The sequence below is a fragment of the Paenibacillus sepulcri genome (assembly GCF_042647105.1).
In the GTDB taxonomy this organism is placed as follows: Bacteria; Bacillota; Bacilli; order Paenibacillales; family Paenibacillaceae; genus Paenibacillus_Z; species Paenibacillus_Z sepulcri.
Genome location: NZ_JBHRUP010000001.1, coordinates 6,164,552 through 6,177,585, shown reverse-complemented (window position 1 = coordinate 6,177,585; position 13,034 = coordinate 6,164,552). Strand labels below are relative to the sequence as shown.

Annotated in this window: 12 protein-coding genes; all 12 read right to left on the bottom strand. The window is 51.4% G+C overall.

The annotated features are described in order from the left end of the window. Positions 1–208 precede the first annotated feature (208 nt). Entirely contained in the window at positions 209–817 is a 609-nt protein-coding gene (locus ACFOLF_RS26930; RefSeq protein ID WP_379112919.1) for a sulfite oxidase-like oxidoreductase, read from the bottom strand. Between the two features lie 24 nt (positions 818–841). Beyond that, positions 842–2,116, bottom strand: a complete 1,275-nt coding sequence (locus ACFOLF_RS26925) for an MFS transporter (protein WP_210045503.1) — start codon at positions 2,114–2,116, stop codon at positions 842–844. Between the two features lie 65 nt (positions 2,117–2,181). After that, the gene (locus ACFOLF_RS26920; RefSeq protein WP_379112923.1) at positions 2,182–3,705 is read right to left on the bottom strand and encodes a leucyl aminopeptidase; all 1,524 of its coding nucleotides are present in this window, start codon (positions 3,703–3,705) and stop codon (positions 2,182–2,184) included. Positions 3,706–3,798: 93 nt separating this feature from the next. Beyond that, positions 3,799–5,172: an ATP-binding protein gene (locus ACFOLF_RS26915; RefSeq protein WP_210045502.1), complete on the bottom strand. Its 1,374-nt coding sequence runs from the start codon at positions 5,170–5,172 to the stop codon at positions 3,799–3,801. A gap of 30 nt (positions 5,173–5,202) precedes the next feature. Further along, the gene (locus ACFOLF_RS26910) at positions 5,203–5,574 is read right to left on the bottom strand and encodes a hypothetical protein (protein ID WP_210045501.1); all 372 of its coding nucleotides are present in this window, start codon (positions 5,572–5,574) and stop codon (positions 5,203–5,205) included. Positions 5,575–5,810: 236 nt separating this feature from the next. Further along, positions 5,811–7,238, bottom strand: a complete 1,428-nt coding sequence (locus ACFOLF_RS26905) for an anti-sigma-I factor RsgI family protein (protein ID WP_210045500.1) — start codon at positions 7,236–7,238, stop codon at positions 5,811–5,813. Further along, complete coding sequence (sigI, locus tag ACFOLF_RS26900; RefSeq protein WP_379112925.1) at positions 7,235–8,065, bottom strand: RNA polymerase sigma factor SigI; 831 nt, start codon at positions 8,063–8,065, stop codon at positions 7,235–7,237. Before sigI ends, ACFOLF_RS26905 begins: the two co-directional genes overlap by 4 nt. A 99-nt stretch (positions 8,066–8,164) precedes the next feature. Continuing rightward, complete coding sequence (locus ACFOLF_RS26895; protein WP_210045499.1) at positions 8,165–8,590, bottom strand: hypothetical protein; 426 nt, start codon at positions 8,588–8,590, stop codon at positions 8,165–8,167. Positions 8,591–8,806: 216 nt separating this feature from the next. Then, positions 8,807–9,355 (bottom strand): peroxiredoxin, encoded by a 549-nt coding sequence (locus ACFOLF_RS26890; RefSeq protein ID WP_210045498.1) that lies wholly within the window; start codon positions 9,353–9,355, stop codon positions 8,807–8,809. 247 nt (positions 9,356–9,602) lie between these two features. Next, positions 9,603–10,682 carry a 3-isopropylmalate dehydrogenase gene (gene leuB / locus ACFOLF_RS26885; protein WP_210045497.1) on the bottom strand — a complete coding sequence of 360 codons (1,080 nt, stop codon included), beginning with the start codon at positions 10,680–10,682 and terminating at the stop codon, positions 9,603–9,605. A gap of 261 nt (positions 10,683–10,943) precedes the next feature. Beyond that, positions 10,944–11,606 (bottom strand): response regulator, encoded by a 663-nt coding sequence (locus ACFOLF_RS26880; protein ID WP_210045496.1) that lies wholly within the window; start codon positions 11,604–11,606, stop codon positions 10,944–10,946. Then, entirely contained in the window at positions 11,603–12,964 is a 1,362-nt protein-coding gene (locus ACFOLF_RS26875; protein ID WP_210045495.1) for a sensor histidine kinase, read from the bottom strand. The genes ACFOLF_RS26880 and ACFOLF_RS26875 overlap by 4 nt, the downstream gene beginning before the upstream one ends. Between the last annotated feature and the right edge of the window lie 70 nt (positions 12,965–13,034).

The following is a 13,034-nucleotide window of genomic DNA, read 5'->3' as shown; positions in this document are numbered from 1 at the left end:
ACTATTGTCAATCCTTCCGCTGAGAAATATTGAGAGCATGTAAAAAGCTGAATCATCCTTGGGACTGCTAGAAACCACGTCTCCTCTCACGGGAATTTATGAAGTTTTTTGTGGATAAACGCTTCCATCCAACGTTCAAAAAAGCATCAGTGCAGCCCCCTCCAGGAGAGGTCGCGTGCTGACGCTTTTTAGGGCTGAAGAGTTATTCTCACTCAAAATCGTAGCGCTGTTCCTTCCAAGGGTCCCCATACATGTGATACCCGTTGCGCTCCCAGAAGCCCGGCTTGTCTTCGGCCATAAACTCGATGCCGCGCAGCCATTTTGCGCTTTTCCAGAAGTAGAGATGCGGTACGACCATCCGCACCGGATAACCGTGATCCGGCGTCAGCAGCTCCCCGTTATGACGGATGGCCAGGAAAGAGGTATCCCGCATAAAATCCTCCAATGGCAAATTCGTCGACCAGCCATGCTCCGCATGCAGCATGACAAATTTCGCCTCAGGCCTCAGCTTTACCTTCTCCATTACCGCTGCCACCGGTACGCCCTCCCACACATTGTCCAGCTTGGACCATGTGGTAACGCAATGGATATCGTTGCCGAATTCCTTCATCGGCAGCTTCATAAAGTCGCTGTAGGGAATAACCGCAGCTTCATCCACCAAGCCGAATATCCGCAAATCCCATTTGCTCATATCCCGGTAATAAGGCACCTCGCCGTAATGCAATACCGGGAATCCCGCCGTCAGCCGCTGTCCGGGCGGGACCCGTAATGCCTCGTCATCCCTTCTGCCTTGAGCAAGATCCAATTCCATTCCCATCACTTATCGCCTCCAAACTAGGGGTTATAGGCCTCGCCGCGTACGAAATACCAATGGTCCCACTGTTAACGACAACGCGAGCATGGCCGCTCCAAACAGGAAGGAGATGCCATAGCTTTGCAGCCAAAACGGGCTTTCATCAATCCAGTTGTAGATATAGCCGCCAACCAGCGGCCCGATGAAGCCGGTAAGGCCGGTAAGCGCGGAATAAACCGCCACATACATCGGACGATCCGATTTGGGCGTGTCGCCAATGATCAGATTGAATACCAGCAGGTTGTATCCGCCGAGGCCAAATCCAAGCGCGCAATGAACAATAATCAGCACCAGCAGCGCAGGCAAAATCTCGATGCCCGCCCACAGCATGCAGGAAGCCGAAATAATCGGCAGCGTCCAGAGCAGCAGTGTGCGCGTGGCGAATCTTGTATTTAGTGTGCCCCAATAATAATAGCTAAACATCATTGCAATCATTTGAACCGTCGTGATCACCGTAATTCTCCATTTGCTGATATCCAGAATTTCCAGCATCACGAAGGAAAACAACGGAATAGCCACATTTTGCAGCAAAATAAACAATGCGATAAACACTACTGCCCGCATATAAGCCGAATCCTTCAGCGGCTTGAGAAACAGCGCTGCGGAGCTTGTCTCCATCGACCGCTCGAAGGGCAGGTTCGGATAGCGCCACAGCTCAATTCCATTCCACACCGTACAAACCGCACTGACAGCATACAAGATGACAAAGCCGGTTTGCTCGTTGAAATGATCAAGAATCTGACCGCCAACCAGCAGCGAAATACTGGCAAATGCCCAGTGGATCGTATTGCGGATGCCAAAATAACGCCCGCGCACCTTCATCGGCACCATATCGGCGATCATCGAGGTAAAAAACATACCGCTTGTGGACGCACTTACGAAGGACACCAGGAACATCCCGATAAATACAGGAACGCGCAGCTCCTCAGTCACGAAGAAAGGAATGAATCCGGTGGCTACCCAAATAATCCGGTGGGTTATGCCAAAGACGGTGAGCAGCAGCCGGCGGTTGTTAAAGCGCTGCATCGAGAATGCGGCCACCAATTGCACCAGATTGGCCAGCTGCGGGATCGCAACGGCCAGACCGACATCCTCCGAGTTGCCTCCCAGGAAGACAATATAAATCGTTAACATAGGGCCGCCCAGCAAATTGCCGATAATGGTGGCCGGAATTCCTTCCATAATCGAGGTTAGCAGACCTCTACGCTGGTCGGACAGCTTCTTTCGGCGAAAAACCGAAATGAGATGAAGCCAAAATGACATGGTGTTTTATCCCCTTCTGGATGACTGGCCCGACTGTATTTCTGCTAACACCACTGTCAAAATTTTTACACCAACAGCTCACCGAGCGTCCGCACCATCACGCCTGTTCCACCCTTGGACTCCCAGGAGCGCTCACGATCCAGATACGCCGTTCCGGCAATATCCAGATGCACCCAAGGCCTCTCCTCGGCAAAAGCCCCGATAAACAATCCACCGCTGCTGGCGCCGCCGAACCGGCCGCCACTGTTCTTCATGTCCGCTGCATCGCTCTCCAGCTGCTTGCGGAATTCCGGATATGCGGGCAGCTGCCAGATCCGCTCGCCTGCTTTCTTGGACGCATGCATCACTTCCTGCAGCAGGGTCTCATCATTGGTCACGGCACCCGTAGCCACATTGCCCAGCGTGACCAGTACGGCGCCTGTCAATGTAGCCACATCGACGAGTCTCGTTGCTCCGCGGCGGATAGCCATGGTCAATCCGTCTGCCAGTACAAGACGGCCCTCGGCATCGGTATTGACAACCTCAATGGTGAGACCGCTCATCGTCTTGATCACATCGCCCGGCTTGAACGCGCGGTCCGACGGCATATTCTCAGCAGTAGGGATTACAGCCACCACGTTAACCGCTGGCTGCAGCTCGCCAATTATCCGCATAGCGCCGAGCACAGCCGCGGCGCCTCCCATATCGGAGATCATAGCCTCCATTCCCTGCGGCTTCTTGAGCGAAATCCCTCCGGTATCGAAGGTAATGCCTTTGCCGACAAGACCCCAGACATCCTTGTCCTGTGGAGCACCGGTATAGTGAAGTACGATCATTCTTGGCGGATTGGCGCTTCCCTGTCCGACGCCCAAGAGTCCCCCCATCCCCTGCTCCGCTGCGGACCATTCATCGAGAACCTCACAATCCAGACCATGCGTCAAAGCCAGGGCCTCCGCCTCTTCCGCCAGCATCTCGGGGGTAAGCTTATTGCCCGGCAGATTGACCAGGTCGCGCGCATAGCCAACTGATTCCGCGAATACCGTGCCGCGCCGTATCCCTGCATCCCAGGAAGCGGCTGCATGCGACTGCGAGCCTGCGTGCGTATAATTGACGGTCTGAAGCGTCGACTGCCGCTTCTCCTCGTCCTTCTTCTCCGACTTGCGGCTGAAGCTGCCAAGCAGGTAGCCTTCCGTCAAGGCCTGCGCAAACTCTATAACCATAGATTCCTGAGTAATGATAGAGATTCCTCCGGGCAGAATCTGGCGGACAGAAACAGCCTTCACCCGTTTAGCCGACTTCGCGGCTGCCGCTGCAGCATCACGAAGACTATCAGCGTTCAGATCCGTACTCGGCACGCCGACGTAAATAACATAGGCTTGCGGAAGAAGTCCAAGCGTAGCCAGACAAAGCGTCTCCCTGGGCTCCGCGTTGAATAGTTTGCTATGAAAATGCGTTCTGAGAGATTCATCAAGCTGGGGATGAACCCACTGGCCATCCGCTGCCTCCTCCGCACGCAACTCTTCCCGGCTCACGAAACAGACAATCGTATCGAATTCTGCTTCCTGTGCCGCATATGTAAACCTTATACTCATCCGAATCACCGCTTTCATTATTCATATTCCTTTTTTTGTATGCAAAAAATCGGGTTGAACCGATTACTGAGTACATACCCAGAACCAAGTTTATAACCCGATTCTAATCGTTTATTCCACCAATGGCAAATAGATATTGAACTCCGTTCCCACGCCGCTGTTGCTGGATAGCCGTATGGTCCCGCCATGGTTGCGGATGATCCGGTAGCTCACCGAAAGACCCAGACCGGTACCGGCTGCCTTTGTTGTGAAAAAGGGCTCAAACAGCTTTGCTTTCGTCGTATGATCCATCCCTTGTCCATTGTCGCGTATCGTAATTTCCGCATAGGTGCCATCCCTCATAGTCACAATATCGATCAACCCCGAACGTTCGTCTTTCATCTCCTCGATGGCATCCATGGCGTTGCGCACGATGTTCAGAATAACCTGCTTGATCTGCTTCACATCAATCGATACCGTGAGCTCTTCATCATAGGATTCAAACTGGATTTGGCAGCCCTTCATATGCGCTTCGCTTTCGCACAGCAAAATCACTTCCCGAAGCAGCGAGTTGATGGGAATATTCTGTTTCATGGGAGCAGACGGCTTGGAGGAGTTAAGAAACTCATAAATGATATCGTTAGCCCGATCGATCTCAGCCAATATAATCCGGGCATATTCTTCTTTTCCAAGCTGCAGCAAATGTGGGCGCAGAAGCTGAATGAAGCCCCGGATCGATGTCAGAGGATTGCGGATCTCGTGGGCGATCGCCGCCGCAATCTTGCCCAGCATCGCCAATTTATCATTCTGGTAAGCGCTCTGCTCGATCTGCTTATACTCCGTTACATCCTTCACGCTGAACAAATAATCGCCATCCAGCTGATCCCCGTATGTAACCGTCACCAGCATATGGCGGCCGCTGGAATCCTGAAACTCCATATAACGGCTTCTTCTCAGAAACATTTCCTTGTAAAGCTTTATCAAAATACGTTTGGTGCCCCGCCGCAGCTGCGAGTTGGCCAGAATTTCCCGAAGATTGCAACCGATGAGTGTTTTGCGGGGAATATCAAGCATCTTGGCCATCTGCAAATTAATAAAGGACAGGATGCCATCGCTGTCAAATATCGCAATGCCGCTGTCCATGTGCTGCAGCACATTCTCGTATTTATTTTTGACCATCCGAAATGAACGATGGGAACTCAGCAGCATATCGCGCATTTCATTAAAGCGCTGCTCCGGAGTCTCGTCCGGCTGCAGCCGGAATCTGAAGGCGACCATCAGCTCAATCAGGAAAATAAAGGACCGGCTGTATAGTTGAAGCGCTTCTTCAGATTCCACATTCGCCACCAGCGTTTGCATGGATTCCTCATGTATCGCGATGATGTCCTCCGGATGAATGCCATGCAGCAATTTTCCTATTTCGGTCGCTTGAAAGAGTGATGCCTCGCTGCCGCTGCGAATATACTCGGCAAGAGCCGGAAAGTAGCGTTTTCGAATTGCTTGCATGTTCTACCCCTCTCCTGCAGCACAAATCGGTTAATCGATATGAAGCGGAGAGACCAGCCATTTACGAAACGTCATCACAGTCCCGTGTGCACGATCACGTATCATATCCATATCATCGACGAGCTTCTCCACATTGGTTATTTGGCCCCGGCTCAGTCCATGAAATTGGTCAAACAGCCGCACTTCGATGCCGAGCTCCGATTCTTCTCTGCATCCGGCGATGGTTCGTATTCCCATATATCCTTTCTCACTGAATGCATTCAGCTTTATTGCCAATTCTGAAATGATATACGCAATAATCGTCTGATCAACGAGACCAAAGCCGATCGCTTTTGCAATGCCCCTTCCTCTCTGACGTGCGATGATGACATCGGCCGTCCCGCGAAAATGGAACATTTCCACTATACGATATCGCCTCCACTTCGTTAAACCAATTATTCCTGGTCTGCTTCCAAGTAGGGATATGCCTATACTAATCATAGAGATATCATCTATTTTGTGTCAACAGGAGATACTGTCGAAATACGCTGTTCCAAAAAGGAACAATATACCCAAGCTTTCGTCCCTGTTCCGGGACTAATCTGTAATATTGTGGTAAATATCACTTATTCCGTGATATTCCTGTAATATTCTGGTTATTACTGCTTGTTCCCACCTGATCGCCGATCATCGGCGCCTCCTTGGATTCTTCTCCCTTTTGCGTCAAAATCGCGGCCTTTGGAAGTGTCTTTTGACTCTTCCCGCCCGCGTCCTTGTTTGGAATCCGATTGGCCGTCCCGGGAGCGCTCCTGCTGATGTTGCAGATTCCCGCCCCTTGTGGTCCCATAGCTTCTATTATTCAGCCCGTCCCGGTTATCGCTGCTGCGATGCCGGCTGCTGTCCTGGTTTTTACTGCTGCCGCGCTGGTTATTAACCTTATCCTGGTTCTGATTGGGGTTATCCTTATCATGCCTTTTCGGGATGGGATGCTTCTTATCTGCAAGTGCCCCTTCAGCCTCATTTGGATGCAGCGCCGTATTTACCTCGCTCCCCTTCCTTGGTGAAGTTTTACTGGTATTCGCTTTGCTAGCGGAGCGTTCTTTATCCCCGGAATCCTTGCTGGCAGCCGCTTCTTTCTTATCCTTGTTAATTCCCGAGGGCGCGGCATCCTTCTCACTTGTTCCGGGCTGCTTCTCCTTATCCGCCGTTTGCGACTGATCAGACGCAGTATTTTTCACCTGGCTTTGCAAATCCTTCTCCTGCTTCAGCAGCTCCTGGAGCTGTTTCTTGTTCTGATCAGGCTGAACCTTCTCCGTATCACCGACAACCGCTTTGACTCCTCCCCAGTCTTCCGTGGTGTGGGAAATCGAATGTTTCTTCAATTCTTCTACGGTAACCTCATGCCCCTGGCTCTTGGCCAGCAAATAAACAGCCATTTTTCCGGTAGATATCCCCTGTTCATTGGCTTCATCCCGCACTTCCTTCGGCGCAGACAACGTCGTCACTTCAACATGGGCTTCGCTTGGGAGAGAGGATTCGGCCAGCGCCTTTTGAACGGCTTCATCCATATGCTGCGTCAGCAGCGATTCGTAGAATACGTCGTCATCCTGCCTCATCATAATGCTTGTAATGACAATATTGCCTTCATGATTTGCAAAATAAGGCCTGGCTTGAATACGCTCCATGATCGACTCCGTCACCTGCTCCAGAGGCAAATCACGGAAGGGAAGATCTGTAATGACAGCAGCTCCCGCCTGATTCAGGGCGCGAAGCTCAATCACGCGCTCGCTCTCGTCAATTCCCAGCTCCAGGCTAGGATTGATATCCATCGTCAAATATGCGGCCACAGCCGAATGTTCCTTGAAGGGTATCAGCAGCAAAGGTATGAGAAGAAGAAGGGTGAGCGCGACGGCCAGCGCGCTTAAGCGGTATATGCTGCGCGGACGATTCCGTCTGGCACTCGCCGGAAAAGTTATCTCTTCGCCGATGGATGCATCCGGTTTGAAAGGCACCCGATAGAATGAGCCGTCAGGCGTCAGCACGATCAAATGACGTTTGCCTACCTCCATTATGATTCCGCGATTCATACTCTCTCTCCCTTCGACGGCGCTGCTTCCCTGTAAGATGATAGAACGGGCTCCAAATAATGCTGGAGATAAGGGTAGTCCCCATGCTGCAGCACAGCTAGTGCAATCAGATATTTGCGGTTCCGCTCAATGGTTTTTCTCGAAACTCCGGAAACCTCACAAAGCTCTTTAACCGGGAGCTTGCGGGTCGTTTTTAATGTCATGTACATCCCTGGATCCGTAGCCAGACTGCAGCTAATAGCAATCAGCATCTGCCGGGAATCTGTATGCTTAGGCGATAAATCCGGCAAATCCATAAAGGAAATGCCATACATTTGCAAATTGCGGTTATATTCAGCAATTTCCATTTTCCTGGAGTCCGCTTCTTGAGAAAGCTGATAGCGGTGAACCGATTCCCGCAGTTCAATGGGATTTACATTTTGTCCCTCTTCATCCAAACTATCAAAAGCGCTGTAGGGTACACATAAGTGATGGCGCTGTTCTTTTCGCACATAGTCAATAAGCCTGCGCCGGATCACCGTTTCGACAAAGCCGAGAAACGATTTTCCTGCCTGGCTTGAAAACTGCTCAATCGCCTCGTTGAAGGCGCTGAGCGCAATACTGAACTCATCATCCCGCATGGGATCTATGTATCTTTTGCAAAAACGGCTCGTAACTTTAGCGATATACGGCTTATAGGCAGCGATGAATTCATCGCGCGAAGCTTCACCGGAACGGATAAGCTCCACCATCGTCTCGGGACTGGCCCTGTCGTGCTTCTGCGGCGGCAAGCCGGCCCCGTGTTTGCCGAATAATCGTTTGAATACGACGAGTAGCAACCATTCCACCTCACCTTACATGCTTCGTGCTGATCCTCTGTCTTGAGGGGGTGCAACAACCTGGCCTTATCAAAGAAAAAAGCCCCCTTGACAAGGAGGCGTAAACCGTTAACAATATCCTTCAGATGTCCGCCGCTTACGAAGTTTGTTACGCCGCTGGCTTAGCGTTCCCAGCCTTCGTTTCAATTCCGTTTGCCAAGCTTCATCAGAAATTTGTTTAGCAAAGCAGAGCAGATCAAGTGCCATATCGATCTGATTTTGTACGACGTCCATGGGATCCTCGTCCTCGTTGTTTACGCAGTTCTCGAACAGGGTGACATTGTCCTGCTCCACATATTCAAGAAAATCGACTTCGGAAGCACCGTCGCCGTGGGCATATTCAGCCAAGATTTCATATTCGTTCTCAACCATATGATGAATTTCCACTCGATGACATACCGGACAGAATAAAATAGGAACATTATGAATATGTGTACGAAAATGTTTTAACGTACCGTTTGTGCCAATCATGCTTGCACCGCAACAGAAACTCATGACAGTCTCCCTCCTTACTCCACATTGAACATCTGTAAGAATCAGGTTTTAAACTTTTATAAAGGTATTCGTCACCTATGTTTATAATTCCTGCTTGACTGCGGATTAATACCCGCCCTACTTGACCGGCCTTCGTTTGCCACAGGTGGGGAATACGGCGAAAACCCGGCAGTCTCACGGAGACTGCCGGGTTTTATTGATTAATAAAGGAAAAATTTATTTCGCAACCAGATGTTTGTCGCCTGGTTTCCAGTTGATCGGGCACAAGCCGCCGGATTGCAGCGCCTGCAGAACACGAAGCGTTTCTTCAACGCTGCGGCCTACATCGTTATGGTTAACGACTTGATATTTGATTTCGCCTTCCGGATCGATGATGAACAGGCCGCGAAGCGCGATGCCTTCTTCTTCGATCAGGACGCCGTAGTCACGGGCAACACTTTTCGTGATGTCTGCGGCAAGAGGGAAGTTCAATTTGCCAAGACCGTTATCGTTAACAGGTGTATTGATCCAAGCGCGGTGGCTGTGTTTGCTGTCTACGCTGACACCCAGAATTTCGGTTTTCAGCTCGCTGAATTGGCTTGCTGCTTCACTAAGAGCAGTGATTTCTGTCGGACACACAAAAGTGAAATCCAAAGGATAGAAGAAGAGCACTAACCATTTGCCTTTGTAGTCTGCAAGGGATGCATTGCCGAAATCTTGTCCATTTCCAGTCACGGTTTCCAAAGAGAAATCAGGAGCCGGACGACCTACCAAACGTTCTGCCATTTGTGAATACCTCCTAAGTTTTTTTCGCGCTTTTGCTTCCCTTGACCACTTCCGCTTGTGCGGTAGTCAGCCCCGGGAAGCTTGCGCTTGATTATTCGGCGCCTCCCTTCACCCAGTCCCGATTGGTACGGATGACCGGATTTGGGAATTGCATGCGCCTAAAGAATTCTTGCCCTGTTTAAAATCCTAACATCACTTTGTAACAAAGTCAAGAATGAAATAATTACTTTTTAATAATTATTATAAATTATTTCTTCATAGCGGCAATAATCAAATCGCCCATGGCAACGGTGCCGATCGCCTTGCTTTTATCAACCGCGATATCTCCCGTGCGGTGGCCGGCGTTAAGCACGGATTCAACGGCATCCTCGATCGATTGCGCAGCATCCTTATAGTCAAAGGTCAGTCTGAACATCAGCGCAACGGAAAGAATAGTCGCGATCGGATTGGAAATGCCTTGTCCCGCAATATCAGGCGCAGAACCATGTACCGGCTCATAGAGGCCGAAGCTTCCTTCGCCCAGGGATGCGGATTGCAGCATACCGATTGAACCGGTCAGCATCGCCGCTTCATCGCTCAGAATATCGCCGAACATGTTTTCCGTTACAATAACATCGAAGCTTGACGGACGGCGGAGCAGCTGCATTGCGCAGTTATCGACCAGAACATGCTCCAGCTCCACATCGGGATAGTCAGGGGCGATCCGGTTCACAACCTCGCGCCACAGGCGGGAGGTTTCCAGTACGTTCGCCTTGTCGACCGATGCCAGCTTCTTGCGGCGTGTCCGGGCAATCTCGAACGCCTGGCGGACAATGCGCTCAATCTCCGTTACATTGTATACGCAAGTATCCACGGCTTCTTCGCCGCCTGCACCCTCGCGGCGGAATTTCTCGCCAAAATAAATTCCTCCGGTAAGCTCGCGCACAACAATCAGATCTGTGCCTTCAAGCACTTCAGGCTTCAATGTAGAAGCTTCTTTGAGGCAGTCAAATACAGTTGCCGGACGAATATTGGAGAACAGGCCGAGCGCCTTGCGGATGCCGAGCAGTCCGGTTTCGGGACGAAGCTCCTTCGGATTGTTATCCCATTTGGGTCCGCCAACCGCTCCAAGCAGCACTGCGTCGGCCCCCTTGCAAATGTCGAGCGTTTCCTGAGGCAGCGGAGTGCCCTTCTCGTCGATGGCGATACCGCCGAACAAGCCATGCTCGGTTTCGAACTGGTAACCAAACAGCTCCTCGGTTCTCTTCAATACTTTAAGCGCCTCGGCTACAACTTCCGGTCCGATTCCGTCGCCCGCGATGACCGCTATTTTTTTCACGTCTGCCATAATGGTAATGAACTCTCCTTTGAATGGGGCTGCTGCCGCTCTTGAGGGCGCGATGCGTTCGCTGCCGAAGCTGACAGCCCTTTTGATTATGATTCTCAGTCTATGTTCAGTTGTACCATATTTCCGCGCATAAGACAAAGATATTAAAGCTATGACTTTTATAGGCGTTACGCATAAGCATATAACCGGGCAGTTAAGAGTAAACGGGCTTATTTTGCTTCTGCTTTCGTGGAATCAGCTTTGGGCAGTTCTATGCAGTCTCTAGAACAACCCCATGTCCTTAGCTTTTTGGGCAGCATCCTTGCTGCTTTTGCCGCCCAGCTTGCGCAAAATATTGGTTACATGATTTTTGACCGTACGCAGCGACAGAAATTCCTTCTCCGCAATCTCGGATTGACTGTATCCTTCGTGAATCATGGATAGCAGCTGCAGCTCTGAGGGAGTAACCTGCCGCTTGAACTTATCCACCTCGTATTCCCGCTCTAGACGCTTCAGGCGCCGGAACTCCTCCAGCATCTGGCGGGCTGCGGAGGCATCAATCGACGAGTGATCGGCTGCCGCCTTACGGACGGCTTCGGGGATTGTCGAGAAATCCGATTTGACCAGGTAATTAACCGCCCCGGCACGGAACGCTTCCACAACGAATGCTTTATCGTCCATAGAGGTTAGCATAATAATCCGCGCATCCGACGACAAAGGGAGCTCTCCTGCAAGTCTCAGCCCATCAGGGCTGTCGGCAAGCATAATATCAAGCAGGATGACATCCGGGTTCACCTCACCCGCACGCTGCAGTGCATTCTCCGCCGTATCCGCCTCCGCGACCGTACTCATGTCAGGCTGACTGTTAATGTAGGCGGCCAACCCTCTGCGCCAATCGGGATCATCTTCCACAATCATCACTCGTATGCGGTTAACATCTGTCATCGCCATGCTCCTTTTGCCTGTTTAATCGCTGGAAAATGGAAGGACACTACAGTTCCCCTGCCGGACTCGCTTTGCAATTTCAGTTCGCCGCCCTGCCGATGCATCAGCTGGCTGCAGTATGCCAGACCAAGCCCGAAATTCATGGCTTTGCCGCTTTTCGTCGTAAAGAAGGGCTCTGTGACTTTGCGCAGATGCCGCTTTTCGATTCCCACGCCGCTGTCGCGTACCTCAATGGTGCTGCCGCGCTTTCCGCCAATCACTCTCACTCTGAGCTCTCCGCCTTCCGGCATCGCTTCAACCGCGTTGGACAGCACATTGTTGATCGCCTCAGCCGTTTGTGCGGGATCAGCCAGAACAGCAGCTCCCTCATCATAGTCGGCATGAAGAACGATCCTGCCCTGGAGCCGAGGCTTAAGCGCCTTCAACTGCTCGCGAACCAGGGGAGCAAGACTGATCTGCTCCGGCTGCAGCCGGAGCTCCTGGGTGCGTTCGTGCACGCTGCGGATCATTTCCTCGATGTGCACGGCAGCAGAACCGATGACGCGGATATCATCCCGCAGCTCCTGATCCGGTTCAGCCGCCCGCGCGATTTTGTCGCTGAACAGCTTGATTTTGCCAATGTCATTCTTGATGGCGTGATTGAGCATGGCTGTGCCGCTTGTAATCGCCCGCAGCGAGAAATCCAGTCTTTTGCGCTCAATAAGAAGCTGAACCCCAAGAAAACCAAAATTAAACAACGCTATTATAAAAACAACAAATGCAAAGGCGATTGGCCACACATTATAACGCCACATGCCGTAAACGCCGAATAAAGGCAGCAAATAATTCATAAACAGCGCAATCAGGACCGCTGGAAGGACCGCGGCCATCATCACCGCATGCGCTCGCCGATCAGCCGGATGACGGTCACGCTTCATAAGGAGCAGTACGGCTCCCAGAATCAAATAGGGAATTGCCCATATCGCCAAAAGTCCAAAATGGACAGGGGTATTCGAGGTTACCGGAACCGCGAGCATCCCCACGGGAAACAGCAGCGCTGCGATTGGAAGCTTCCTGGCGTAGGAGAATGGAATCGCCCCCACATGATAGGCGGAAGCAAAGCAAAGAAATGCGTATGGCAGAACATAATAGCTTATCCAGGAGCAGCCCCGCTGAAGAATGCGCAGCAGCTTCTCACGATCGTTACTGATCAGCCCGGATTCAAGCCAGGCCAAAATCCAGCCATCAAAATTGGAGGCCAGTGCGCCAGTCCCGCCACAGAACGCGACCAGACTGAGCCAGCGAACGGCGACGCTCTTCCGGTTGGTTGCCATCAGCAAGGCAGATGTGGTCCACAGCGCGATCCAAACAAATAGCATCCGCTTTACGATCCTCCCAAAACATATATACCCCCATTATAGCATGGGTTCATAGACCTAAGCGGGGAAA